Annotated in this window: 25 protein-coding genes; 16 read left to right on the top strand and 9 right to left on the bottom strand. The window is 69.3% G+C overall.

Translation table 11 applies throughout. From position 1 onward, the window contains the following. The first annotated feature begins 96 nt into the window (after nucleotides 1-96). The 13 genes from R8G01_11880 (at nucleotide 97) to R8G01_11820 (ending at nucleotide 13,658) form a co-directional block, all read left to right on the top strand. Nucleotides 97-1,020, top strand: a complete 924-nt coding sequence (locus R8G01_11880) for an SDR family NAD(P)-dependent oxidoreductase (GenBank protein ID MDW3214693.1) — start codon at nucleotides 97-99, stop codon at nucleotides 1,018-1,020. 111 nt (nucleotides 1,021-1,131) lie between these two features. Further along, a complete protein-coding gene (locus R8G01_11875; protein MDW3214692.1) occupies nucleotides 1,132-2,397 on the top strand; it encodes an LLM class flavin-dependent oxidoreductase in 1,266 nt (421 codons plus the stop codon). After that, nucleotides 2,394-3,200 (top strand): alpha/beta fold hydrolase, encoded by an 807-nt coding sequence (locus tag R8G01_11870; protein ID MDW3214691.1) that lies wholly within the window; start codon nucleotides 2,394-2,396, stop codon nucleotides 3,198-3,200. Before R8G01_11875 ends, R8G01_11870 begins: the two co-directional genes overlap by 4 nt. Next, a complete protein-coding gene (locus R8G01_11865; GenBank protein ID MDW3214690.1) occupies nucleotides 3,200-4,363 on the top strand; it encodes an acyl-CoA dehydrogenase family protein in 1,164 nt (387 codons plus the stop codon). The genes R8G01_11870 and R8G01_11865 overlap by 1 nt, the downstream gene beginning before the upstream one ends. A 1-nt stretch (nucleotide 4,364) precedes the next feature. Next, nucleotides 4,365-5,207, top strand: coding sequence for an SDR family oxidoreductase (locus R8G01_11860; protein MDW3214689.1), 843 nt, complete (start codon nucleotides 4,365-4,367; stop codon nucleotides 5,205-5,207). Further along, entirely contained in the window at nucleotides 5,204-6,376 is a 1,173-nt protein-coding gene (locus tag R8G01_11855; protein MDW3214688.1) for a thiolase family protein, read from the top strand. Before R8G01_11860 ends, R8G01_11855 begins: the two co-directional genes overlap by 4 nt. Next, entirely contained in the window at nucleotides 6,373-7,365 is a 993-nt protein-coding gene (locus R8G01_11850; protein ID MDW3214687.1) for an amidohydrolase family protein, read from the top strand. The genes R8G01_11855 and R8G01_11850 overlap by 4 nt, the downstream gene beginning before the upstream one ends. Beyond that, nucleotides 7,362-8,267 carry a TIGR03619 family F420-dependent LLM class oxidoreductase gene (locus R8G01_11845; GenBank protein MDW3214686.1) on the top strand — a complete coding sequence of 302 codons (906 nt, stop codon included), beginning with the start codon at nucleotides 7,362-7,364 and terminating at the stop codon, nucleotides 8,265-8,267. The genes R8G01_11850 and R8G01_11845 overlap by 4 nt, the downstream gene beginning before the upstream one ends. Next, nucleotides 8,264-9,643, top strand: a complete 1,380-nt coding sequence (locus R8G01_11840; GenBank protein MDW3214685.1) for an OB-fold domain-containing protein — start codon at nucleotides 8,264-8,266, stop codon at nucleotides 9,641-9,643. Before R8G01_11845 ends, R8G01_11840 begins: the two co-directional genes overlap by 4 nt. Beyond that, entirely contained in the window at nucleotides 9,640-10,824 is a 1,185-nt protein-coding gene (locus R8G01_11835; protein MDW3214684.1) for an acetyl-CoA acetyltransferase, read from the top strand. The genes R8G01_11840 and R8G01_11835 overlap by 4 nt, the downstream gene beginning before the upstream one ends. Further along, entirely contained in the window at nucleotides 10,821-12,080 is a 1,260-nt protein-coding gene (locus tag R8G01_11830) for an acyl-CoA dehydrogenase family protein (protein MDW3214683.1), read from the top strand. The genes R8G01_11835 and R8G01_11830 overlap by 4 nt, the downstream gene beginning before the upstream one ends. A 64-nt stretch (nucleotides 12,081-12,144) precedes the next feature. Next, complete coding sequence (locus R8G01_11825) at nucleotides 12,145-12,756, top strand: TetR/AcrR family transcriptional regulator (protein MDW3214682.1); 612 nt, start codon at nucleotides 12,145-12,147, stop codon at nucleotides 12,754-12,756. 2 nt (nucleotides 12,757-12,758) lie between these two features. Beyond that, a complete protein-coding gene (locus R8G01_11820) occupies nucleotides 12,759-13,658 on the top strand; it encodes a hydroxymethylglutaryl-CoA lyase (GenBank protein MDW3214681.1) in 900 nt (299 codons plus the stop codon). A gap of 11 nt (nucleotides 13,659-13,669) precedes the next feature. On the opposite strand, the gene R8G01_11815 is transcribed toward R8G01_11820, so the two are convergent. The 4 genes from R8G01_11815 to R8G01_11800 all read right to left on the bottom strand — a co-directional run bounded on the left by R8G01_11815 (nucleotide 13,670) and on the right by R8G01_11800 (nucleotide 16,915). Beyond that, a complete protein-coding gene (locus R8G01_11815; GenBank protein MDW3214680.1) occupies nucleotides 13,670-14,092 on the bottom strand; it encodes a dehydratase in 423 nt (140 codons plus the stop codon). 55 nt (nucleotides 14,093-14,147) lie between these two features. Further along, nucleotides 14,148-15,461: an MFS transporter gene (locus R8G01_11810; GenBank protein ID MDW3214679.1), complete on the bottom strand. Its 1,314-nt coding sequence runs from the start codon at nucleotides 15,459-15,461 to the stop codon at nucleotides 14,148-14,150. Further along, the gene (locus R8G01_11805) at nucleotides 15,458-15,901 is read right to left on the bottom strand and encodes a MarR family transcriptional regulator (GenBank protein MDW3214678.1); all 444 of its coding nucleotides are present in this window, start codon (nucleotides 15,899-15,901) and stop codon (nucleotides 15,458-15,460) included. The genes R8G01_11810 and R8G01_11805 overlap by 4 nt, the downstream gene beginning before the upstream one ends. An 87-nt stretch (nucleotides 15,902-15,988) precedes the next feature. Continuing rightward, the gene (locus R8G01_11800) at nucleotides 15,989-16,915 is read right to left on the bottom strand and encodes an SMP-30/gluconolactonase/LRE family protein (GenBank protein MDW3214677.1); all 927 of its coding nucleotides are present in this window, start codon (nucleotides 16,913-16,915) and stop codon (nucleotides 15,989-15,991) included. A gap of 168 nt (nucleotides 16,916-17,083) precedes the next feature. Between R8G01_11800 and R8G01_11795 the strand changes: the two genes are divergently transcribed. Further along, complete coding sequence (locus R8G01_11795; protein MDW3214676.1) at nucleotides 17,084-17,842, top strand: triose-phosphate isomerase; 759 nt, start codon at nucleotides 17,084-17,086, stop codon at nucleotides 17,840-17,842. A gap of 38 nt (nucleotides 17,843-17,880) precedes the next feature. Next, complete coding sequence (locus R8G01_11790) at nucleotides 17,881-18,336, top strand: RpiB/LacA/LacB family sugar-phosphate isomerase (GenBank protein MDW3214675.1); 456 nt, start codon at nucleotides 17,881-17,883, stop codon at nucleotides 18,334-18,336. Between the two features lie 17 nt (nucleotides 18,337-18,353). On the opposite strand, the gene dhaL is transcribed toward R8G01_11790, so the two are convergent. Both dhaL and R8G01_11780 read right to left on the bottom strand, forming a co-directional pair. Then, the gene (dhaL, locus tag R8G01_11785) at nucleotides 18,354-18,989 is read right to left on the bottom strand and encodes a dihydroxyacetone kinase subunit DhaL (protein ID MDW3214674.1); all 636 of its coding nucleotides are present in this window, start codon (nucleotides 18,987-18,989) and stop codon (nucleotides 18,354-18,356) included. Then, complete coding sequence (locus R8G01_11780; protein ID MDW3214673.1) at nucleotides 18,989-20,002, bottom strand: dihydroxyacetone kinase subunit DhaK; 1,014 nt, start codon at nucleotides 20,000-20,002, stop codon at nucleotides 18,989-18,991. The genes dhaL and R8G01_11780 overlap by 1 nt, the downstream gene beginning before the upstream one ends. A 115-nt stretch (nucleotides 20,003-20,117) precedes the next feature. Between R8G01_11780 and oiaX the strand changes: the two genes are divergently transcribed. Further along, nucleotides 20,118-21,365, top strand: coding sequence for a 3-oxo-isoapionate-4-phosphate decarboxylase OiaX (gene oiaX / locus R8G01_11775; GenBank protein MDW3214672.1), 1,248 nt, complete (start codon nucleotides 20,118-20,120; stop codon nucleotides 21,363-21,365). 48 nt (nucleotides 21,366-21,413) lie between these two features. On the opposite strand, the gene R8G01_11770 is transcribed toward oiaX, so the two are convergent. Genes R8G01_11770 through R8G01_11760 form a run of 3 tightly spaced genes read right to left on the bottom strand, consistent with a single transcriptional unit; the run spans nucleotide 21,414 to nucleotide 25,610 of the window. After that, entirely contained in the window at nucleotides 21,414-22,250 is an 837-nt protein-coding gene (locus tag R8G01_11770; protein MDW3214671.1) for a phosphogluconate dehydrogenase C-terminal domain-containing protein, read from the bottom strand. A 58-nt stretch (nucleotides 22,251-22,308) separates the two neighbouring features. After that, nucleotides 22,309-23,670 carry a four-carbon acid sugar kinase family protein gene (locus tag R8G01_11765; GenBank protein ID MDW3214670.1) on the bottom strand — a complete coding sequence of 454 codons (1,362 nt, stop codon included), beginning with the start codon at nucleotides 23,668-23,670 and terminating at the stop codon, nucleotides 22,309-22,311. Further along, nucleotides 23,667-25,610 carry a hypothetical protein gene (locus R8G01_11760; GenBank protein MDW3214669.1) on the bottom strand — a complete coding sequence of 648 codons (1,944 nt, stop codon included), beginning with the start codon at nucleotides 25,608-25,610 and terminating at the stop codon, nucleotides 23,667-23,669. Before R8G01_11760 ends, R8G01_11765 begins: the two co-directional genes overlap by 4 nt. Nucleotides 25,611-25,634: the final 24 nt, after the last annotated feature.

Raw genomic sequence — 25,634 nt, 5'->3', positions numbered from 1 at the left:
TTAGCAATCGACCTGCAAACAAGCAAGTGCTAGGTTGGCGCACTCCAGGGGAGCGTTCGGATCGATCTACCGAACGACCACGCGACAGGAGATGTGATGAGCAACGCAGGGGACACACCGATGGATTTCGACGGCCGGGTGGTGATCGTGACCGGCTCGGGGCGCGGGCTCGGCCGTGAGCATGCGCTGCTGCTCGCGAGCCGGGGTGCTGCCGTGGTGGTCAACGACGTCGGTGGTGCGCTCGACGGCGGGGCCGACGGCTCGGCGACCCCGGCCGACGAACTGGTCGCCGAGATCAAGGCGGCGGGAGGCCATGCGGTCGCCGACGCCCACGACGTCTCGACGCCCGAATCGGCCGCGGCCATCGTCGAGACGGCGATCGAGGAGTACGGGCGCGTCGACGCGGTGGTCAACAACGCCGGCATCCTCCGCGACCGGGCGTTCCACAATCTCGACCCGGCCGACATGGCGCGGGTCCTCGAGGTGCACCTGCTCGGGAGCACCTGGGTCACGATGGCGGCGTGGCCGCACTTCCGCGAGCAGGGATTCGGTCGGGTGGTGATGACGACGTCGGTCGCCGGCTACCTCGGCAACTTCGGGCAGGCGAACTACAGCGCCGCGAAGGCCGGCCTGATCGGCCTGACCAAGGCCCTCGCGATCGAAGGTGGCCGCCGCGACATCAAGGTCAACGCGATCGCCCCGGGTGCCCGCACCCGGATGACCGAGGAGATCATGGGTGACCTGGCCGAACACATGGACCCGTCGCTCGTGTCGCCGGTGGTCGCGATGCTCGTGCACGAGTCGTGTCCGATCTCGGGTGAGGTCCTGATCGCGGGTGGAGGACGCGTGGCCGCCGTGGTCACCGGGCAGACCCGGGGCTGGTACTCCAGCGCGCCGACGCCCGAGTCGGTGCTGGCCAACCTCGGGGCGGTCCGGGATGTGTCGGACGCCCCGGCGATCTCGTCGGTCGAGGACGAGTTCGCCCTGCTGACGTCGATGATCGGCGCCGGCGATGCGTGATCGGCAGCTCCCGTTGACGGCCGCCGAGGCCCTCGGCTACTGTAACCGAGCAACTGCTTGGTTGGTCCCGGATCGACCGGCGAACCAACTCGCGATTCGGAGGAAGCACCGGTGAAGTTCACCTATTTCCATTTGATGCCGTTCGACGGCCTGCCCGAGGACTTCGGTGATCGGTACCGCAGCGTGTGGGTCGACATCCCGCCCGAGGTGCAGGACGTCCCGCGCATCCACCAGCTCTACAACGACTACCTCGACGAACTCGAGCACGCCGCGGTCAAGGGCTTCGACGCGATCGGCGTCAACGAGCACCACAACAACGCGTACGGCCTGATGTCGAGCCCCAACATGATGGGTGCCGCGCTGGCGCGCCGGATCACCGACACCGACAGCAAGCTGCTCGTGATGGGCGACGCAGTACCGCTCTACAATCCGCCGATCCGCATCGCCGAAGAACTGGCGATGCTCGACGTGATGTCGGGAGGCCGTCTGATCACCGGATTCCCGCTCGGCAGCAGCCAGGACTCGAACTTCGCCTACGGGGTCAAGCCGGCGACGATGCGCGAGCAGCACCGTGAAGGTTTCGAACTGATCCTCAAGGCGTGGACCACCGACGAGGTCTTCTCGCACAACGGCCGGTTCAGCAAGCTGCGCTACGTCAACCCCTGGCCCAAGCCGCTCCAGCAGCCGCACCCGCCGATCTGGATCCCGGGCAGCGGGTCGGTCGAGACGATGGACTTCGCCGTCGAACTCGACGCCCCGTTCTTCCTGCTGTCGTACTTCGGGGCCGACTACGCCGCCGACCTGTTCGAGAAGTACTGGGAGCGTGTCGAGCTCGCCGGCCGCGACCGGAACCCGTACCGCACCGGCATGGTGCAGCTCGTCATGGTGGCCGACACCGACGAAGAGGCTCGCCGGCTCTACGAGCCGCACGTGCAGTACTTCTACCAACGGTGCACGCACATCTACCCGGGCTTCACCGAGGCCCCCGGCTACAAGACGATCCGTTCGCTCCAGGAGGTGCTGCCCGCCAAGGGTGCGACCTCGTCGAGCCGCCCCGACTCGTTCGCTGCCGCTCAGAAGTACGGCTGGGACGACTTCGTCGAGCAGGGCATCGTGATCGCCGGCAGCCCCGACACGGTCCGCGAGAAGCTCGAAGCAGCTGCAAAGCGTTCGTCGATCGGCAACTGGGTGATGCTCATGCACATCGGCTCGATGCCGAAGGACCTCGCCAAGCACAACATCGACATGTTCGCCGAGAAGGTCATGCCGGCACTGAGCGGCACCTTCGACGAGCACGAACACCAGTGGTGGCCGAAGCCGATCGAGGGCTTCCAGGAGACCCATGTCCAGCCCGTCGCCAGGGAGGCACAACGATGACCCGAACCACACTCCAGACCCCGATCGACGGCACCCAGATCGTCGTCGACCGCTCCGGGCTCGCCTCCGGACCGACGCTCGTCTGGCTGCACGGTCAGTTCGGTGCCCTCGACGGGCTGCCGGGCCGAGACGCGCTCGGTGAGCGGTTCGACGTGGTCGAAGTCCACCTGCCGGGATGGGGCGTCGCCGATGGCGGCGACCGTTTCGACTCGATCGGCGAGCTCGCCTCGGTCGTCTGGTGGGCGCTCGAGTCCCTGGATCTCGGCCGGGTGTCGGTCGCCGGCCACGGCTTCGGTGCCACCCTGGCCGTCGAGTTGGCGATCCAGCAGCCCGGCGCCGTCCGGTCGTTGGCGCTCGCAGCGCCGTTCGGGATGTTCCGGGCCGACGACACCGGCGTCGACATGTTCGCCCTGCTGCCGCGCGACCTCAACCCCCACCTGTACACCGACCCCCAGGGTGAACTGGTCGCCCGCCACTTCCCGCCCCCGGCCGACGCGTACGAGAAGGGGTTGGCGTCGATCCGCCGGGTCCAGACGCTCGGTTCGACCAGCCGGTACCTGTTCCCGATCCCCGACACCAACGTCGCCGGGCGCGGCTATCGCCTGGCCGACGTGCCGATGCGGCTGTGGTTCGGTGCCCAGGACGGTCTCGTGCCGGTCTCGCTGGCCGCGGACTGGCAGCAGGTGTTCCCGCACGCCCGGATCGAGATCATCGACCCGGCCGGGCATATGGTGGCCGACGAGCACGAGGGTTTCGCAGCCGAGTTGGCGGCGTCGATCGAATCACTCGGCATCACGAACTGATGGACTTCACACCGAACGAAGACCACGAACTCATCGCCGACGCCATCGCCGCGCGGTGTGCGGAGTTCGACGACTCGTACTGGCTCGCGTGCGAGGAGGAGCACCGCTTCCCGTGGGACTTCTACGCCGCGATGGCCGAAGACGGCTGGCTCGGCATGGCGCTCCCCGAGGAGTACGGCGGCGGTGGTCGCGGCATCACCGAGGCCTCGATCCTGATGCGCCAGATCGCGAAGTCCGGCGCCGCGATGAACGGGTGCAGCGCGCTGCACCTCACCGTGTTCGGTCTGCAGCCCGTGGTGAAGTTCGGCAACGACCGACTCAAGGAGACGTTCCTGCCGCGCGCCGCGTCCGGCGACCTGCACGTGTCGTTCGGTGTCACCGAACCGAACGCCGGCACCGACACCTCCAAGATCGCGACCCGTGCCACGCGCGCGCCGGGCGGCGGTTGGACGATCTCCGGGCAGAAGATCTGGACCACCAAGGCGCTCGAGGCCGAGGTCATCCTGATCCTGGTCCGGACCGGCGACGACCCGGACGATCGCTTCGGCGGTCTCACCCTGTTCCTGGCCGACATGGATCCCGACCATGTGACGGTGCGACCGACGAAGAAGGTCGGTCGCAATGCCGTCACGACCGGTGAGACGTTCTACGACGACCTTCCCGTCGAGGACTGGCGGATGGTCGGCGAGGAAGGCCGCGGCTTCTACCACATCCTCTCGGGCCTCAACCCCGAGCGGATCCTCATCGCCGCCGAGGCGATCGGGATCGGTGAGGCGGCCCTCCGTCGAGCCGTCGGCTACGCGACCGAGCGCGAGGTCTTCGACCGGCCGATCGGCGCGAACCAGGCGATCAGCCACCCGCTCGCCGACGCGTACGCCCGCCTCCAAGCGGCCTGGCAGATGGTCATGCTCGCGGCATGGAAGTACGACAACGGCATGAAGTGCGGTGAAGAGGCGAACACGGCGAAGTACCTCGCCGCCGAAGCCGGCTACCTCGCAGCGGACCGTGCGATGCAAACCCACGGCGGCCTCGGATACGCGTCGGAATACCACGTCGAGCGCTACTGGCGCGAGGCCCGGTTGATGCGCATCGCCCCGGTCAGCCAGGAGATGACGCTGAACTACCTGGCGCAGAACGTGCTCGGGTTGCCGAGGAGCTACTGACATGGCGAACGACCCGCGCTTCGCGGGCCGCGTGGCCATCATCCTCGGTGGCGGCAGCGACGGTCCGGCCAAGGCCGGCGACAGCGTTCCGATGGGCAACGGTCGGGCCATGGCCGTGCGTCTCGCTGCCGAGGGCGCGAGCGTCATCGTCGTCGACCGTGACCTCGAGTCGGCCCAACGCACCGTCGATCTGTGCGACGGCTCTGCGGTCGCGGTCCGCTGTGACCTCGCCGACCGGGACGACTGCGCGGCGCTCGGCGCCTCGGCCGCCGACCACTTCGGTCCCGTCGACACGCTGATCTCGAACGCAGCGATCTCCGGGCACCAGGGACTGCGCACCCAGACGCTCGACGACTGGGACCTCAGCACCGCTGTCAACGTGACCGGTCACTGGGTCGTCGCCCAGGCGCTGCTGCCGTCGATGATCGAACACCGGTCCGGCTGCTTCGTGTGGGTCGGTTCGACGGCCGCGGTGCTCAGCTCCGGTCGTTCGCTCTCGTACGAGGCCAGCAAGGCGGCACAGCTCGCCGTGATGCGACACGTCGCCACGCGCTACGGCGGCCACGGCGTCCGTTCGAACGCCGTCGTCCTCGGCATCATCGACTCACCGATGGTCCGCCGCGAGTTCGTGGCCGACGACGCCGCGGCGGCCGCTCGCGACGCGGTCGTGCCGATGCGTCGACAGGGCACCCCCGAAGAAGCCGCCGCCGCCGCGCTGTTCCTGGCGAGCGACGACGCGAGCTACGTCAACGGTCACAGCCTCGTCGTCGACGGCGGCGTCGCCGCAGCCTGGCCATCACCACAGATCACACGACCGACCACAGAGGGGCACCCGCCGTCATGACCGACATCTACATCCGCGGCACCTCGATGACGAGGTTCGGTCGACATCTCGACCGCTCGATGAAGGACCTCGGCGCCGAGGCGGTCGGCTCCGTGCTCGACAACGCACAGATGGCGGTCGGCGACATCGAGTCGATGTTCTTCTCCAACTCGTTGGCGGGGCTGATCACCGGGCAGGAGTGCATCCGAGGCGAAGTGGTCGCCTACCCGCTCGGGTTCGGCTCGATTCCGATCCACAACGTCGAGAACGCCTGCGCCTCGGGTGGCAACGCCCTCCATCTCGCGTGTATGGCCGTCCGTGCCGGCATGCACGACACGGTGCTCGCGCTCGGGGTCGAGAAGGCCAACCACGAGGACAAGGCCCGGACGTTCTCGGCGTACAAGGCCGGCACCGACGTCGAGCAGATGTTCGACACCGGTGACGGCGCCGGCACCGACCGCACCCCGCTCGTCGACCGGCAGGCGGTGCTCGCCCAAGCCCTGTTCGACGGCGCCGGCATGACCCGTCGTGGGCTCGCGTCGATCGCCGCCAAGGCGTACGCCTACGCACGACTCAACCCGTCGGCACACCGGCAACTCGACGTCGACGTCGACGACGTGCTCGCAGCGCGACTCGTCGTCGATCCGATCACGTCGTTGATGAGTTCACCGATCAGCGATGGCGCCGCCGCGGTCATCGTCAGCCGCCACCCCGGCCCCGGTGTCAACATCCGGATCGCCGGATCGACGCTCGCCAGCCGGCCGCCGAAGGGCACCGACGGGCCCTCGTCGGCGGCGCTGGCCACGAGCCAGGCCTACGAGATGGCCGGCGTTTCGCCGAGCGAGGTCGACATCGCCGAGGTCCACGACGCGAGCGCCGCCTACGAGGCGATGGCCTGGACCGCCTGCGGCCTGTGCGAACCCGGCGACGAAGAACGATGGGCGATCGAGGGACACACCGCGCTCGGGGGCAAGCTCCCGGTCAACCCGTCGGGCGGCCTGATCGCACGAGGCCACGCGCTCGGCGCGAGCGGCCTCGCCCAGATCCACGAACTCACCCTCCAGCTGCGTGGCGAGGCCGGCGAGCGCCAGGCCGACGACCCGCGCGTCGCGCTGGCCCAGGTCGGCGGCGGCGTGATCGACTGGGAGACCGCCGTCTCGACCGCGCACGTGCTGGTGAGTGACTCGTGACCCGCATCATCGACGCCCACCTCCACGTGCTCGATCGCGACTGGGTGCCCGCCGGCATGCGTCGCGCCTGGGCGCGCCAGGCCGTCGGCCGCCGGGTCGCCGGCGGCGAGGCGAGCGACTACGAAGACCGCGTCATGGTCCGCCAGAGCGACCCGACCGGCGAACTCACCCTCGCAGCGTGGGACCGCATCGGCATCGACGCCGGCGTGATCCCCGTGGTCGACTGGACGGTCGTCGCCGGTCGCGAAGACGGCGACATCACGATCGAGCAGCTGCACGATCACCACGACGACCTGTTCGATTCGAGCGGCGGACGCTTCGTGTTCTGCGCCGGCCTCGACCCGCGCCACGCCAACGCCCGCGAGATCGCCGAGCGCTCCCTGACCCGTCCCGGCTGCGTCGGCTTCAAGCTGTACCCGTCGGCCGGGTGGCGTCTCGACGACCCGGCCCATCGTTGGGTCTTCGAGTTCGCCCGCGAGCACGACCGACCGCTCGTCATCCACACTGCGCCGCTCGGCGGCGACCCCAACGTCACCCCCAACTCGCGTCCGGCTGCGATGGCACCGGTCATGGCCGAGTTCCCGGATATCGCCTGGGTGTTCGGGCACGCTGGGTTCGAGGCCTGGTGGCTCGAGGCCGTCGACATCGCATTCGGGTGGCAGCGCGCCTACCTCGACCTGTCGCTCTGGCAGCGGTCGGCCGACTTCGACTACGCAGAGTTCCGTCAGCGTGTTCGGCTTGCCTGCGGGCGAGTGGGAGCGCACCGTCTCATGTTCGGGTCCGACATCATCCGCGGTCCGGGCGAAGACGCCGACGGCGCTGACCTGCAGCGTTGGGTCGACCAGTTCCGGGCGCTCGCCGAACCGTACGAGGGCCGACCCGCCGTGTTGTCGGCCGAGCAACTCGAACTCGCCATGTGCAACACCGCGGTCGACCTGTACGGCATCGACGCGGTCCGCACCGCAGCTCAGGGAGGGCAGCCATCATGAAGATCGGGATCAGCGAACTCTTCACCGGGGAGGACGGGCGGGACGCGACGTTCCTCCGCGACACGTCGGTGTTGTTGGAAGACCTCGGGTTCCACGCGATCTGGTTCCCCGAGCACGTCGTCTTCTTCCCCGAGTACACGTCGGAGTACCCCTACGGCACGCTCGGCAGCAACGAGGTCGGCGCGCTGCGTGGCGTGTACGAGCCCTTCGTCGCGCTCGCAGCGATCGCGACGGCGACGACGACCGTCCGCCTCGGTACCTATGTCTGCGTGATCGCCCAGCGCGAGCCGATCTCGTTGGCGCGCGACGTCGCCGCCGTCGACGGCCTGTCGGGCGGCCGATTCGACTTCGGCATCGGCGTCGGCTGGGCCGAATCCGAATACCAGGCACTCGGTGTGCCCTTCGCCCGCCGCGGCGCCAGGACCGACGACATCCTCGCGGCGCTGAAGGTGCTGTGGAGCGACCATGAACTGTCGTCGTACGACGGCGAGTTCGTGTCGTTCGACCCGTTGTTCGCCTACCCGAAACCCGTGCAGCGCCCCCACCCGCCGATCGTCGTCGGTGGCAACTCCGCTGCCACGATCCGCCGCATCGTCGAGCACGGCAACGGCTGGGCGGGATACAACCTGGAAGTCGACGAGGTCGCCCGCTTCATCGAGCGCCTCGACACGGCGTTGACCGCTGCAGGACGGTCGCTCGACGAGATCCAGCTCCGCGTGGGTCGCCGCGCCAAGGGGAAGACCGAAGCCGACTGGGAGGACGACGCCCGCTACATCGAGGCCTGTGCCCCCCTGGGCCTCCACGAAGTCGTCGTCTCGCCACGGTTCGAGGTCGACGGGTACGAAGCCAACGCCCGCCGGTATGCAGAGATCATCGGCCTCGAAGGAAGGACGTCATCGTGAACGGAATCGTCGGATGGAGCAGCTACGTGCCGCGGGCCCGGCTCGACCGCTCGGCGCTCGCGTCGATGTTCCAGGTGGCCGGACCACGCGGTCTCCGATCGGTGGCGGGGCCGGACGAGGACGCGTTGACGATGGCGGTCGAAGCGGCTCGTCCGCTGGTCGATGCCGACAGCGCCGTCGAGTCGTGCTGGTTCGCCACGAGCCATGCCCCGATGCTCGACCGCGGCAACGCAGCCGTCCTGTCGGCGGCGATCGGGCTGCCCGACCACGTCGGTTCGTACGACACCGGCGGGTCGATCCGCTCCGGTGTCGCCGCACTCCGCGCTGCGGCGAGCCAGACGAGCCCTGCGATCGCTGCGCTGTCCGACGTGCGATTCGGCCGCCCCGGATCGGACGACGAAGCCTCGGGCGCCGACGCCGCCGCTGCGTTCGCGTTCGGCCCCGACCCGCTGGTCGAGATCGTCGCCCAGTCGTCGGTCTCGTCGCCGGTGATGGACCGGTGGCGCGCCGAGGGCGACATCGGGTCGTCCACGTGGGACGATCGGTGGACCGCCGAACACCAGGTGCCCCTGGTCGAGCGGGTGATCGCCGACGTCCTCGAGCAGGCCGGGATCGCAGCGACCGATCTGACCGCCGCCGTCGTGTCGTGCCCCTCGGCCCGTGCCGAAGCACAGCTCGCGAAGCGACTCGGTGCGCCGGCTCACGAGGGCGACCCGCGAACCGCGATCGGCTACTCGGGCACCGCCGACGTCGGCGTGCGGCTCGCTTCGGTGCTCGACGCTGCAGGCCCCGACCAGTGGATCCTCGTGGCGACCGGCGCCGACGGTGCCGATGCCATGGTGCTGCGGACGAGCTCCGGCTTCACGGCCGCCGGTGCATCGCCGGTCGAGGACGGCACGCCGATCGAACCGTCCACCTACCTGCTGTGGCGCGGTCTGATCGAACGAGCGGCGTTGCGTCGTCCGCCGGCCGAGGCGCCTGCCGCTCCCGCGGTCGCTCGCAACGAGCCGTGGAAACTGGCGTTCAACGGCTCGACGTGTACGGCATGCGGCACTCGGCACATGCCGCCCCAGCGTGTGTGCCTGCGCTGCCAGGCCGTCGACCGGATGGAGCCCGTCGCGCTGCGCGACACGCAGGCGGTCGTGCGCACCTTCACGATCGACCGGCTCGCCGCGTCGATCAACCCGCCGGTCGTGGTCGGGGTGCTCGACTTCGACGGCGGCGGACGCTACCGCTGCCAGTTGACCGACGTCGTGGCCGCCGATGTGGCCGTCGGCGACCGCGTCGAGATGGTCTACCGGCTCGTCTCCGAGTCGCCGAACGGTGTCCGCAACTACTTCTGGAAAGCACGCCCCGTGTCCGAGGAGGACTCATGAGCAGCAACAAGTTCCCCGGCGTCGCGATCGTCGGTATGGGATGCACCCGCTTCGGTGACCACTGGGATCGCAGCGCCGACGACCTGGTGATCGACGCCGTCCAGGAGGCGCTCGCGTCGGCCGGCGGAATCGCGATCGACGACATCGACGCGTTCTGGTTGGGCACGGCGGTGACCGGCCAGTCCGGCCTCGTGCTGAGCCGCCCGCTGAAGCTGCAGAACAAGCCGGTCACCCGTGTCGAGAACATGTGCGCCACGGGCTCCGAGGCCGTGCGAAACGCCTGCTACGCGGTCGCGTCCGGCGCGTACGACGTGGTGATGGCGGTCGGAGTCGAGAAGCTCAAGGACTCGAACATGACCGGTCTGGTCATCCCGACCGCGCCGACCGACGGCTCCGAGGTCGACCTGACGGCGCCGGCGATGTTCTCCTTCATCGTCCCGGCCTACGCGGAGAAGTACGGCATCCCGCTCGAGACGATGCGCGAGGCGCTCAGTCACATCGGTTCGAAGAACCACGCGAACGGTGCACTCAACGAGCGCGCCCACTTCCAGCGTCAGGTGTCCGAAGCCACGATCTCGGCCGCGCCCACCATCGCCGGCGACCTCAACGTCTTCGACTGCTCAGGTATCTCCGATGGTGCTGCCGCTGCGATCATCTGCCGCATCGAGGACGTGCCGAGGTACACGACCAACCCGATGTACGTCAGGGCGCTCGCGCTGGCGGTCGGTGCCGGCACCGGTGCGACCGACACCGAGTACGACTACACGACGTTCCCCGAAGTGGTCGCGTCCGCCAACGACGCGTACCGACAGGCCGGGATCACCGATCCGGCGACCGAGATCTCGATGGCCGAGGTGCACGATTGCTTCACGCCGACCGAGCTGGTGCTGATGGAGGACATGGGCTTCTCCGAGCGCGGCGGCGCGATCGCCGACGTGCTCGCCGGTCGCTACGACCTCGACGGCGACCTGCCGATCAACCCCGACGGAGGGCTGAAGAGCTTCGGTCACCCGATCGGGGCGTCCGGCCTGCGGATGCTGTTCGAGATGTGGCTCCAGTTCCGTGGCGAAGCCGGCGAGCGACAGATCGAGGATCCGAAGCTCGGCATGACGCACAACCTCGGCGGGCAGCCGGGTGAGGTCGTCAGCTTCGTGTCGATCGTCGGAGCCGAACCGGGATGACCGACGCGGCGACGATGGAGACGGTCGACGTCGAAGCGTTCCGGATCGCGCTCACCGAGTTCGTGGGCGAGCACCACCCGCCGGCCGATGCCGGCGCGGCGACCCGCGACTCGCGCGTCGCCCTCCCGATCGTCGCCGGACCGGCCGGGACCGAGGAGGAGCACCGGGCCCTCGTCGCCGCGTCGTGTGCGTGGCAGCGTCGCCTGTTCGACGCCGGCTACGGCTGGGTGACCGGGCCGCCCGAACTCGGCGGTGCCGGCCTCTCTCCGGCGCATCTCGAAGTGCTGCGCGATGTCATGTCCGAGTTCGACGTCCCCGACGACACGCTCGTGCGCACGGGCACCCAGGTGCTCGGGCCGTCGATCCTCCAACACGGCACGGATCACCTGCGGAGCCACCACCTGCCGGCGATCCATCGCGGTGACGAACTGGTGTGCCAGCTGTTCTCCGAGCCCGACGCCGGTTCCGACCTGGCCAACATCAAGACGCTGGCACGTCGCGACGGCGACTCGTGGGTGCTCGACGGGCAGAAGGTCTGGTCGTCCGGGGCGCTCGATGCCGCCACCGGACTCTGCATCGCTCGGACCGAACCCGGCAGCGAACGGCACCGCGGCCTCACGGCGTTCATGATCTCGATGGACGCTCCGGGCGTCGAGGTCCGCCGCATCCGCCAGATGACCGGTGGTGCCGAGTTCTGCGAGGTCTTCCTCACGGGTGTGACCGTCGACGACGACCACATCGTCGGCGAGGTCGACGGCGGATGGGCGATCGTGATCGACGCCCTGATGAACGAGCGGTCGTCGATCGGCAACGAACTCCTGCCCGACGAGAGCATCATGCAACGACTCCTCGACGTGGTGAGGGCGTCGGACCCCGATCACGGGCTCGTCGTCCTCGCAGCCGACGTCGCGGGTCGGCTCACCATCGCGAAGTGGTTGGAGCGTCGGATCGCCGAGCCGTACGGAGCCGGCGACACCCCCGGCCCGGAGTTCGCGCTGACGAAGTTGGCCCTCACCGAGGTCGTCGCGGGGATGTGCGAACTGGCGTCGCGGACGCTTGGCGCCTCACTCGTCGCCGGCGATCGGCCGGAGGGTGCAGCGTGGGCCGAGTTCGTGTTGGGGGCCCCGGGGCTCAAGATCGGTGGCGGGACCGACGAGGTCCTGAAGAACAACGTCGCCGAGCGGATCCTCGGCCTCCCACGCGAGCCCGCGCCCGGCGCAAAAGACCGGCAGCCGGTGGCCCGGAACCTACAATGATCCAGCCTCGACGCTGGAGGCTCGTTACGCCGATCCGGCCGATCCGCGAGTACATGGGAGAACGATGACGAAGTTGCAGAACGATGATCGGCCGTTGTCCCGACGCGACGAGTTGCTGCAGGTGGCGGCGCGGGTCTTCGCCCAGAAGGGCTTCGCGAATGCGACCGTACGCGACATCGGGGAAGAGGCGGGCATCCTCTCCGGCAGCCTCTATCACCACTTCGAATCGAAGGACGCGATCCTCGAAGACCTGCTCCGCGGGATCTTCGACGAGATGGAGCAGGGCTACGTCGACGTGATGAAGTCGGCGTCGTCGCCCGACGAGACGATCCGTTCGCTGGTCGCGACCGGCTACAGCTTCCTCGAGTCGTTGTCCGACGAGATCCAGGTTCTCAACAACGACCTGGCGTACATCTCGCGCCTGCCCCGCTTGGCGTTCGTCGAGGAGCGCACGAAGGCGATCGAGCGGATGTGGGTCGAGACGCTCGCGCGTGGCTCGGCCGACGGCACGTTCCGGGCCGACCTCGACCCGCAGCTGGCCTACCGGATCATGATGGGTTCGCTCGTGGCAGCGGTCCGCTGGTTCATCCCCGGTGGACCGGTCTCGGCTCGTCAGCTCGGCGAACAGGTGGCCGGGTTCTACCTCGACGGGCTGCTTTGCCCCTCGGGCGACTGACGATGGCTCGGTCCGACCGCGTCACGCTCGTCGAGGTCGGTCCTCGCGACGGCCTGCAGAACGAGAGCGCGATCGTCCCGACGGCGACCAAGATCGAGCTCATCCAGCGGCTCGCCGCGTGCGGCGTCGCCGACATGGAGGTCGCGTCGTTCGTTCGCCCCGACCTCGTTCCGCAGATGGCCGACGGTGTCGAGGTCGCAGCTGCGGTCATCGGGCTGCCCGGCCTCCGGTCGATCGCTCTGACGCCGAACGTCCGTGGCCTGGCGGCAGCGGCCGAGGCGGGGATCAGCGAGGTCGCCGTGTTCGGTGCGGCCAGCGAGACCTTCAGCCAGAGGAACCTCAACTGCTCGATCGACGTCAGCCTGGAGCGCTTCGGTGCCGTGGCGGCCGAGGCGACCCAGCGCGACATGCGAGTGCGCGGGTACGTGTCGACCGTGATGGGATGCCCGTACGAGGGCGAGATCGCCGAGTCGGAGGTGGTTCGTCTGGTCGAGGCGTTCTTCGCGATGGGCTGCCACGAAGTGAGCGTCGCCGACACGATCGGCGTCGGAACGCCCGGCCGCACGACGGCGCTGTTCCAGGCGTTGGAGCATCACGTCCCGTTGGAGCATCTGAGCTTCCACGGCCACGACACCTACGGTATGGGTGTGGCGAACGCGCTCGCCGCGCTCGACGTCGGCGTGCGGTCGATCGACGCGTCGATCGGCGGCCTCGGTGGCTGCCCCTTCGCCGGGCCTCGGGCTCGGGGCAACGTTGCCACCGAGGACGTCGTCTACGCCGTCGGCGGTTCACCCGAGTTCGACCTCGACCTCGACCTCGACCGGCTCGTCGAGACGTCGGTGTGGATCTGCGACGAACTCGGTCGACCCCCGGCGTCGTCGGTCACCAACGCGTTGCGCTGAGCGGCTCGGCTTCAGGTGTAGAACCTGAAGAGGACGTCGGCGACGCAGGCCGGTTGGTCGACGTCCCTGATCTCGAAGGTCAGTCGGTAGCCGATCTCGACCCCACCCGCGATCGGGTCGGCTGCCAGCAGTTCGACGCCCAGTCGGATCTGCTGCCCGATGCCGACCGGTGAGGGGAACCGCACGCTGGTGCAGCCGTAGTTGACACCCGTCGAGAACCCGCTGACGTCGACGACCTGGGGGAGCAGCACGGGCGTGAGCGACAGGGTGAGGAACTCCGGAGCGGTGTCCGACCGGGGATCGAACGTGGCGCCGAGCGACGTGGCGAACCGTTCGGCTCGCGGGCGCGTCACCTCGAGCCAGTCGCTGCCCCCGAGGTGCTCACCGACGCACGCAGCGAGTCCGTCGATGCCGTCGATCCGTCGTGCAGTCATCGGGTGAGCTTGGCACCCAGGGTCCTCACCAAGCAAGCGCTCGGTCGCAGCCCGATCAGCCGGACGTGAGCGGGGCGGAGGGTGGCCCCGGTGGCTTCGCGAGCGCGAACATCACGCTGCCGCTCCCGGCGAGGACCGCCAGGATCGTGAAGCCGGTTCGGTAGCTGCCGGTCACGTCCGCGAGGATGCCCGCGAAGAGTGGGCCGCCGACGACGCCGACCATCAGGACCATCGACGTGTAGCCCATGATCTGGGCGAAGGCGCTCGATCCGAAGTAGTCGGCGCGGATCGCGCTCATGAGGGGCCCGCGCATGCCCCACGCCAACCCGTGCAGCACGACGAAGCACCACACCCACGCGGCCGATGCGGCGAACGTCAGCATCAGGAGGCCGGACGCGTGGCCGAACATCGCCGCCACACACAACCAGCGCTTGTCGAGTCGATCGCCGACCGCGCCCCCGAGGAGCATCCCGACGACCTGGCTGACGGTGATGCCCGCGAGGACGAAACTCGCTCCCTGCAGCGTGTACCCCTGCTCTTCGGTGAGGAACAACGAGAGGTGGGCGACGACGGAGCCCACGACGAGCAACGCCGAGGCGTGGCCGATCGCGAGGAACCAGAAGGCCGACGTGCGCACGGCCTGCCCGGCGGTGAGGTGTGCCGCCGAGAGGGAAGCTGCCTGACGGCCAACGGCGGCCGGCGGATCCGTGAGGCCGTCGATCGGGAGTCCGTGCTCGCCGGGGCTCGAGCCGAACAGTCGCGACATCGCCAGCGTCACGGCGCCCAGCGCCAGGCCCGACAGTGCCGCGGTCGTGCGCCACCCGAGGTGGGTCAGCGCGGCGACCAGCACGGGGGCGAACAGTCCGCCCGCAGCGATGCCGATGCTGGTGAGCGACAGGGCGCGTGCCCGTCGACGCTCGAACCATCGCACGACCTCGGTGTTGACCGTCATGAAACCGGAGAGCCCGGCTCCGATCGCGATCACGAAGAACGACAGCACGAACGACACGGGCGACGACATCTGACTGAACCACATGAACCCGGCGACGACGATGACGGCACCGAGCTGCATGATCCGTTTCGTGCCGAAGCGTTGGATCGCCCATCCGTGCGCCGGACCCAGCAGCCCGCTCTCGGCCCGGTTGAAGGAGTACGCCACCGAGATCGTGCTCTTCGACCAACCGAATCGGTCTTGGAGGACGACGGCGTAGTTGCCGAACGCCTGCAGGATCAGTGAGCTCTGGAACGCGAGAATGATCGCGGAGGAGCCTGCGATCTTCCAGCCGCGGAAGATCGGCGTCCGCCCCGCCGAGCGGGGGACGCCCGTGTGCGGGTCCGCGTCGCCGAGCCCGGTGCCGGTCGCGGTCACGCCGGATCCCTCAGGATCCGTTCGAGTGTCGTGACGGTTCGTGCCACGGCCTCGCGCTCGTCGGCGCTCGTTTCGGCGAGCCGATCCGCCAACCACTGGTCACGGCGGCCGCGCGTCTCCTCGATCCACGCTCGGCCGTCGCCGGAGATGGCGATCCGGGACACCCGCGCGTCGGTCGGGTCGGTGGTGCGCACCACGAGCTGTTCGGACTCGAGCAGGGCGACCACCTTGGACACCATCGGCAACGACAACTGCTCGCGGGCGGCGAGCGCCGACAGGGCGATCGGACCGTGGCGGAGCACCGTGCCGAGCACCGATGCCTGCGTGGGGGTGAACCGGCCGCCCGACTGCTGGCGCAGCGAGCGACCCAGCGGAACGATCACGGCGCGCAGCCGTGCGGCAAGTTCGAGGGTGGGGCCGTCGTGGCCGGCGGAAGGCACCCGAGCGAGGCTACCGAGATGCTTTCCTCAGTGAAGCATCGCGGCGCCCATCATCGCGGCGCCCATCATCGGGAGCGAGCCGCGCGGTCAGCCCATGGCGAGGCCGGTCGCGAACACGTAGACCGAGTACAGCGACGAGGTGCCGCAGATGAACAGTCGGTTCCGTCGGCGACCGCCGAACGTGACGTTGCCGACGATCTCGGGGATGTGGATCCTGCCGATCAGCGAGCCGTCGGGGTCGTAGCAGTGCACGCCGTCGAGCGCGCTGGTCCAGACCCGCCCGGCGGTGTCGACCCGGAACCCGTCGTACAGGCCGGACGCGCTCGTCGCGAAGACTTCGCCGCCGGTCAGCGTGCCGTGGTCGGTGACCTCGAACCGGCGGATGTGGGCCGGACCGCCGGGCGTGTGCGTCGCCCCGGTGTCGGCGATGAACAGGGTGCGCTCCTCCGGCCCGAAGGCCAGACCGTTCGGCAGCACCATGTCGGTGGTGGCCCGGGTGACCTCGCCGGAGTCGGGGTCGACGCGATAGACGTGACAGCCGTCGAGTTCCCGCTCCTGGATCTCGCCCTCGTAGTCGGTCGCGATGCCGTAGAACGGATCGCTGAACCAGATCGAACCGTCGGAGCGCACCACGACGTCGTTCGGCGAGTTGAGCCGCTTACCGTCGAACCGGTCGGCGACGACTGTTATCGATCCGTCGTGCTCGGTCCGGGTCACGCGACGCGTCAGGTGTTCGCAGCTGACGAGGCGCCCCTGGGGGTCGACCGTGTTGCCGTTGGTGTTGTTCGACGGCGAGCGGAACACCGACACCGAACCGTCGGTCTCGTCGTACCGCAGCATTCGGTTGTTCGGGATGTCGGACCACACGAGGTAGCGCCCGGCGGCGAACCACGCGGGTCCTTCGCTCCAGCGGGCGCCGGTCCACAGCCGCTCGACACGGATGTGCGGCGCGAAGAGCTCGCCGAACCGCGGATCGAGCACCTCGAATCCCGTGCCCTCGATCTCTCCGAACATCCCGTCCTCCTGTCATGAACCGTTTCAACCGAACCGCATCGACCCGTCGTCGCGCGCATATCCTGGCAGAATCCGAGCGACTCCCTGCTTCCTCCGGCGTCTCGACCGACCCGTCGATCCCGCGTCCGTCGGCGACTCCGCCACCCGCCAAGCGACCGAGGTGCTCTCGTGAACTACTGGGTCGGCACCAGCTGGAAGATGAACAAGACGCTGGCCGAAGCGCTCGCGTTCGCCGAGTCGCTCCGAGCGTTCCTGCCCGATGCCGACGATCGCATCCAACCGTTCGTGATCCCGTCGTTCACCTGTGTCCGCGACGTGCAGCGGGCGCTCGCCGACACGCGGGTCAAGGTGGGCGCCCAGAACATGCACTGGGCCGACGCCGGCGCGTGGACGGGCGAGGTCTCGCCGGTGCAACTGCGGGACTGCGGCGTCGACGTCGTCGAACTCGGTCACAGCGAGCGCCGCGAACACTTCGGCGAAACCGACCACACGGTCGGACTCAAGACGGAAGCAGCGGTGCGTCACGGCTTCGTACCGCTGATCTGTGTCGGCGAAACGCTCGACGAGCGCGAGTCCGGTCGCGCCGACGAGGTGCTCACGGCGCAGACCGAGGGAGCGCTCCGGCTCCTCGACGAGACCCAGCGGCCGGCACGGATCCTGTTCGCCTACGAGCCCGTGTGGGCGATCGGCGAGCGCGGCATCCCGGCCTCGTCCGACTACGCCGACCGGCAGCAGGCGTTGATCAAGCGGGTCGCCGGCGCCCTGCTGCCCGCCGAGCCGCCCGTGCTCTACGGCGGGAGCGTCAACCCCAACAACGCCGCCGAACTGATCGCCCGCCCGCACGTCGACGGCCTGTTCATCGGTCGGTCGGCGTGGGCCGCCGACGGCTACATCGACATACTGCAGCGGGCATCCGCCGCCATCTGACCCACACCCTCGATTCGAACGACGACCAGGAGACCCCCATGAAGATCGCAGTCGCCGGTGACAGCGCCGGCATCGGACTCGCCGGCATCATCGCCGAGCATCTCGCCGACACGCACGAGGTCGACGACCTGAGCGCACCGCAGACCGACGCCGAACAGCTGTACCCCCATCTCACCGACCGGGTCGCCAACCTGGTCAAGGACGGCACCTACGACAGGGGCATCCTGGTCTGCGGCACCGGCATCGGTGTGTGCATCTCGGCCAACAAGGTGCCGGGCATCCGGGCCGCGCTGACCCACGACACGTACTCGGCCGAGCGAGCGGCGTTGTCGAACAACGCCCACATCATCACGATGGGTGCTCGGGTGATCGGGCCGGAGCTCGCCAAGGCGGTCGCCGACGCGTTCCTCGCCCAGACGTTCGACCCAGCGGGTCGCTCGGCCGGCAACGTCGACGCGATCGACGAGGTCGAGGCCAAATACCTCGGTTGCTGATCGGTCGCAGCCGGCGATCAGGTCGTCAGCGAGCGGCGCATCGCCTCGACGACGATCGCGGCCGATGCGGCGCCCGGGTCGACGTGCCCGAGCGCTCGATCGCCGAGTCGCTGCGACCGACCCACCGCCGCGGCCATGTCGCGCGTCGCTTCCGCCCCGGCGCGGGCGGCGTCGACGGCGGCGGTGAGACAGACGCCGAGCGGCTCGCCGTCGGCGTGTGCCGCGTTCGCCGCATCGGCGGCGGGCACCCACGCGTCGAGCATCGTCTTCTGGCCGGGCTCGGCCTTGCCGCGATCGCGGATGCCGGTCGCGATCGCACCGACGACCGCGATCACGTCGGCGTCGTCGAGTTCGCGTCGGCCCGCGACCGCAGCTGCCGCTCGCATCAACGCCGTCGCGTACAACGGCCCGCACGACGCGCCGGTGGCGTTCAGGAAGGCCAAGGCGGCCGCGTTCAGCAGGGCCGTCGGGTCGGCGGTCGGGTCGAGGGCAGCGACCGCCTGGTGAGCGGCGCCGAACCCGAGCGCCATGGTGACGCCGTGGTCGGCGTCGCCGATCAACCCGTCGAGGCGGCAGAGTTCGTCGCCGGCCGCCGCCACGTCGTGGTCGATCGCGGCGAACATGCGGCGGAGCGCTGTCGTGTCGAGGGGCATCACGGCACCCGGAACATCGCCGCGTCGCACGGGCGGTCGAGCAGTTCGGTCAGTTCGTCGTCGAGGTGCAGGCACGTGACCGATGCGCCGGTCATCTCGAGCGACGTACACCAGTTGCCGACCCAGGTGGCGTGCACGCCGACACCGGCCTGGCCGAGCCGCTGTTCGACCCGTCGGTTCATGATGTACAGCTCCATGAGCGGCGTGCCGCCGAGACCGTTGACCAGCACGGCCACCCGGTCGCCGGCGGGAGGGGCCATCTCGTCGAGGATCCGATCGAGCATCTCGTCGACGATGGCGTCGGCCGACTGCAGCGGCCCGCGCTCGACGCCGGGCTCGCCGTGGATGCCCATGCCGATCTCCATCTCGTCGTCGCCGATCTCGAAGTTCGGTCGTCGCGTCTGGGGGAGCGAACACGGGCTCAGCGCGACGCCCATCGTGAACGTGCGGTCGTTGGCGTGGCGTGCGAGTCGTTCGACGTCGTCGAGTGACATCATCCGGTCGGCGGCTGCGCCGGCCACCTTGAACACGAAGAAGTTGCCGGCCACGCCGCGCCGCTGTTCGCGCCGGTCGCGTGGCGCCGAGGCCACGTCGTCGGTCGTCAGCACCGTGCGGACCTCGATGTCGTCCATGGCCGCCATCTCGGCGGCCATGTCGAAGTTCATGACGTCGCCGGCGTAGTTGCCGTAGAGGTAGAGCACGCCGGCGCCACCGTCGACGGCACGGGTGCACGCCAGGATCGGGTCGGGAGGCGGCGACGCGAACACGTTGCCGACCGCCGCCGCGTCGGCGAGTCCCCGGCCCACGAAGCCGAGGAACGTCGGTTCGTGCCCGGATCCACCGCCGACGACCAGGCCGACCTTGCCGGGCCGGGGGCCCGAGCGGGCAACGACCGCGCGGGTGCTGCCGTCCACCCGTTCGAGATGTCGGGGATGGGCGGCGAGCACGCCGTCGAGCATCTCGTCGACCGCGTCGGCGCCATCGTTCACGATCTTCTTGGTCTGCACGATCATCCCCACTTCCACGTCGGCCGGATTCGATGGTACTCATCCGTTCGATGCCCGTTCCACGGGTCATAATGAAGAGAACGAAACGATTCAATCCGCGGACCGAACCGCAGAGGACGGCATGACAGCTTCGGAGATCAGGGTCACCTACCGCATCGAGACCTCGGGTGATCCCGCGGCGGCCGCGACGAAGATCGCCTCCGATCAGTCGACGGGCACGTTCACCGATCTGCCGGGCGAGACCGACGAGGTGCAGGCCCGGTGCGCCGCTCGTGTCGTCGAGGTGACAGCGCTCGAACCGCTCGACGTCCCGTCGATTCCCGACCCCGGGGGCGGCGGCCCGTACCACCGCGCCGACGCCGTCATCTCGTACCCGCTCGAGGCAGTCGGCACCGACGTCGCCGCCCTGATGACGATCGCGATCGGTGGCGTGTACGCGGCGAAGGGCCTCTCCGGCATCCGGGTGATGGACATCGACCTACCGCAGGAGTGGGCGTGCCACCCCGGTCCGCAGTTCGGCATCGAAGGTTCGCGCCGGCTCATGGGCGTCGACGCCGGCCCGATGATCGCGTCGATCATCAAACCGTCGCTCGGTCTGCTCCCCGACGAGACCGCCGACGTGGTGCGCATCCTGTGTGAAGCGGGCGTCGACTTCATCAAGGACGACGAGAAGCTGATGAGCCCCGGCTACTCGTCGCTGGCCGACCGGGTGGCCGCGATCATGCCCGTCATCGACGAGCACGAGCAGCGCACGGGCAAGCGGGTCATGTACGCGTTCGGGATCTCGTCGGCCGACCCCGACACCATGATGGCCAATCACGACACCGTGGTCGCCGCGGGTGGCAACGCCGCGGTGATCAACATCAACTCGATCGGGTACGGCGGGATGTCGTTCCTCCGTCGCCGGTCGCAGTTGTGCCTGCACGCCCATCGCAACGGATGGGACATCCTCACCCGCCACCCGGGCCTCGGCATGGAGTTCCGGGCCTACCAGAAGATCTGGCGCCTGCTCGGCGTCGACCAGTTCCAGATCAACGGGATCCGGGCGAAGTACTGGGAGCCCGACGAGAGCTTCGTGCGGTCGTTCCACGATTGCATGACGCCGATCTTCTCCGACGCCGACCGCCCCTTGCCGGTCGTGTGTTCGGGGCAATGGGGCGGGCAGGCGCCCGAGACGTACCAGCGCACCGGCCGCACCCTCGACCTGATGTACCTCGGTGGCGGCGGCATCCACGGCCATCCGATGGGACCGGCCGCAGGGGTGGCCGCGACTCGTCAGGCGTGGGACGCCGCCGAGGCCGACATCCCGCTCGACGAGTACGCGACCACGCACCCCGAGTTGGCCGCCGCGCTCAGCAAGTTCGGCTGAGCGAGCGGCCCTCGGGTCGTCTCGGTCAGGTCGTGCGTTCGTCGTGGGTCAGTGGACGATGGATTCGACGGAGGCGGTGATGGCGTTGGGGTCGAAGATGCGGTTGAGCCAGTCGTCGTGGAAGATCAGGGGTTTGGCTTCTTCGATCGCGAGCATGCACCCGTCGGACAGTCGACCGCCGGGTTGGAGATCGAACGACACCGCCAACAGGATCGACAGGTGGCCGAGCAGGAAGTCGCGTGCAGCCTGCTCTGGCACCCCGCGTCGGGTGGCTTCGTCGACCGCCGCGCGGAGCATGTACGAAAACGTGGCACCGACCGATTCGGACAGGGCGGGTTCGAGCACGATCATCTGCTCGACGGTGCAGCGGTGTGCGGTCATCACCGGTGCGTAGAACGCGCGGGCGATTTGTTCGCACAGTTCGTAGTGGTCTTCGGGGCCCTGCATCAGCGCGCAGATGATGTTCTGTTTGGCCTTGTAGCCGCCGAAGTAGTCGGTCTGGGCTTCGGGGTCGGTCTCGTCGTTGAAGATCGGTGGGTGACACGGGTGCGTCACGAAGTAGGTGAGGTCGGCCCGATCCGGGAGTTTGCCCGCCGATGGTGCTGCGGCGTCGAGCATGATCACCGCGGTACCCGGGCGCAGTTCGTCGACGAAGCCGTCCAGGATCGTGCCGATCAACCGGTCCGGTACGGCGAGGATGACGACGTCGGCGTCCGCGAGCGCGTCGGCTTGGGTGGTGCAGGTCAGGCCGGTCTCGTCGAGGAGCCGTTGCCGGCCGGCTTCGCTGACCTCGATGTGGTGCACGGTGTACGGCGAGTCGGCGAGGTTCGTCGCGAGACGAACACCCATCTTGCCGCCCGCACCGAACAAAGCAATGCTGATCATGAACTGAACCTCTTTCGTTGTCGTGGAGGGTGGGGAACGAGCGCTGCTCGGCGGCGTGTCATGCCAGTCCGCGCTTGGCGAGTTCGAAGAAGTCGGCGCTGCCCATCTGGCCGCCCTTGAGGGTGACCTCGAGGCCGTCGATGTCGGCGTCGTCGGAGTGGACCGCACAGAGTGGAGCGCCCGGGGCGAGTGGGGCGATCGCCGACAGTGCGGTGGCGTCGAGCGCCGTGATGGCGTGCCCGGACGTGTCGCCGCCGGCGATCGCGACGCGGGGCAGGCGGGTGGTCCGTCGGACGTCGGCGACGATCCGACCGAGACCCGACCCGATGCGATCGTTGGCCGTCTCCGCGGCCACGCCGGAGACCCGGAGCGCGTCGGTGAGCCGAGCCGTCGCCTCGTCGATCGGACCACCGGCGGTGGCTACGATGACGTCGTTGCCGCCGGCGAGCGCGGCGAAGGTCGCCTCGGTCGCTCGTGAGAGTTCCTCGGCCCAGGTGGCCTCATCGACCGATCGGGTCACGTCGAGGTCGATGATCGTGAAGCCGGCCGCTGCGGCGGTCGCGATCTGGGCTGCGGTGACCGAGGAGCACGACCCGGACACGCACAGGATCTGATCGACCGGCGCGAACGTCGGTGTCTCGACCGTGCTCGGTAGGAGCCCGATGGCTCGCCAGTGGGCGACGAGGGCGTACTCGATGCCCTGTGAACCGACGGCGAAGACCGGCCCGTGCCCGTCGCGCCAGATCAGCCGACCGGCCTCGGTGAGTGTGGTGTCGTCGATCACGTCGATCGCGACGATCTCGGCACCGTCGGCGAGTGCTCCCGCCAGGCACGTGTCGGCGTCGCCGGCCGCCATCGACGCGAGGTCGACCAGGCCGATCGACCTGTCGGTCTGTCGGGCGAGGTGCACGGTCAGGTCGGATTCGTCCATCGGCGTGACCGGGTGGCGACGCATCACCGGGTGCCGGTCGAGGCGGTGGACGCGGCTGTCGATGCCCGCGAACAGGTTGCCGAACGCCTGGTACCGACGGATCGCCGGCGCGCCGACGACGAGGGGGTGCCAACGGTTGCCGAGAATCGGCGCGCCGACGTCGATCGCGGTGCCGATCGAGCCGACGGTCGGTGACGAGTCGAACGTCGAGCACACCTTGTAGTGGGCGACCGGTGCGCCGAAGTCCGCCAACGCTCGGAACGCGTCGGGCAGCCGGGTGCGCATCCATTCCGGGGTGCGCGAACGCGCCACACCGGCGATTCCGATCGCGCGCACGTCGGGGAATCGGGCGAGCTCGTCGGGGCCGGGCGGCTCGAGGAACATCACGGTCGGCACGCCGGCGAAGGCCAGCACCTCCATCGCGGAGGACGAACCGGTGAAGTCGTCGCCGTAGAAGGAGATCAGTCGGTCGGGGGTGTCGGCGGTCATCGGGTGTTCCCTGGGTCGGCGTCGCGTCGGATGAACAGCACCGCGGACGCTTCGAGCGTGAGTGTGGTCGGTGTGGGATCGGTCGTTGCCCGGTCGAGCCAGGCGGGGTCGGCCGCGGCGGCGGCGAACGTGGCCGTGTCGAGGAGCGCGTGCCGTCCTCCGACGTCGATCGAGATGGTGCGAGCGGTCGAGGTCGGATTGGCGATGACGACCCGGAGTTCATCGGCGCTGACCACCGCGACCCCGGCGAGCCCGTCGGGGAGGCCGACGACCCGGTGCCGGGCACCGCCGGCGGCGAGCGCGGCGTGGATGTGGAAGACGGGGTGGGCGACGGCATCGGCGTGATCGTCGTACCAGGGCCGGTCGACGGGGCCCGGCTCGGCCAGGAGTCCGAACGGTCCGGTGGGCGCGGCCAAGCTGATCGCCTCGATGCGATGCCCCTCGGTCGCCGCCAGTACGCCGACCGCCCACGCCGCGCCGAACAGGCCGCGGGCGCGCGGGTCGTACGTGGCCATCGTCACCCGTCGCTGATCGGGGTTGGGTGAGACCGCTGCGCCGTAGGGATTCGTCCGCATGCCGATCGCGGTCAGACCGAGTCGGTACGTCCGGTCGCCGATGATCGACCGGGCGCTCCGGAAGATCTCACGGAGGCCCTCGAGGGTCTGCGTCACGCTGAGATCGTCGGCGGCGTGCACGATCGCCGAGTTGCCGTGGGTGAAGTGATCTGCATCGAGACCGTCGGGTCGGTGACGGTTGAACTCGGTGAAGTTGGTCAGCATCCCGGCGCCGACCGACGCGTCGGGAAACGCGGCTCGGGCGGCGGTGAACGCCTCGGCCGGCGTGAGTCCGCTCGGCCATGTGCCGCCGGGCTGGTGGCTCCGAAGGTAGGTCGACGGCAGCGCGACCACGTGGGTGGGAGTCACACCCGCCCGCCGGCATGCGTCGGCGACGGCGTCGAGCTGCGGTCCGGCGGGCGCGTCGTCGAGGACGATCTCGAGGTCGAGGGTGGTGCGGCCCGCGAGCACGGCGCCGGCCTGCTCGAGGAGGTCTGGCGCGTCGGTCGGCGTGACCCGGAGGAGCAGGGCGCCGAGCGACGCGAGCCGAGCGGCTCCGACGCCGTCGGGGAGCCAACCGCGCTCGGCGGCGAGGAGCAAGGTCGGCAGGTCCTCGTCGAGCGGTCCACCGATCGTGACGCCGGCGGCCGCGTCGCCGGTCGGTGGCGCCGATGCGGTCGGCGGGCACCCGGGCACTCCGATGCGGATGTCGATCTCCTGGCGGATGGTCGAGCCGGCCGGGATCACGTAGAGGCCGTCCTCTCGCAGCGGCGGACAGTAGGTCTTGAACGACGCGTCCGACCAGTTGCGCTGGTCTTCCATCTCGAAGGTGTCACCCGCGAAGTCGATCACGACCGGCACGCCCTCGATCTCGAACTCGAGGCCGATGAAGTCACGGACGGGCTGCGTAGGAGCGATCAGATCGGGCATGGTCGCCGGCTGTCGCAGTCCGTCGGATCGCGTCACCTCGACGGGCCGCCCGGCGATCCCTGCGATCGGGTGGAGCATCGTGAAGCCGGTCCGGTTGGTCGAGAAGTCGCGGCGAGCGGTCGCCTCGCCGACGGCGCGGATCGTGCCATCGGCGAAACCCTCGAACACGACGCGACAGGCGAGCGCTTCGTCGGCGACGTCGAAGTGCTGTTCGAACCGGAAGCCGTCGGGCATCGTGTCGAGCTGCTCGTGGGTGACGATCGGTGTGTACGTCGACCAGTTCTCGTCGCGAACCGTGAAGTCGATCCGCCGCACCACCTCGATCGGGCCGATCGCGAGACGTCGCAGCGCCCCGGCGTCGAGCAGGGCCGTGATCGATCCGACGCTCACGTTCGCCGGCGGCGGAGGGATCTCGCTGGTGCCGGCGACGAGGACGGACCGGTCACACGGATTCATGCGGGTGCCCATGAGGTCGTGCGC

The organism is Ilumatobacteraceae bacterium (assembly GCA_033344875.1).
Taxonomy (GTDB): Bacteria; Actinomycetota; Acidimicrobiia; order Acidimicrobiales; family Ilumatobacteraceae; genus Ilumatobacter.
Note: the sequence above shows the minus strand (reverse complement) of the source record. Positions and strands in the feature narration are given on the sequence as shown.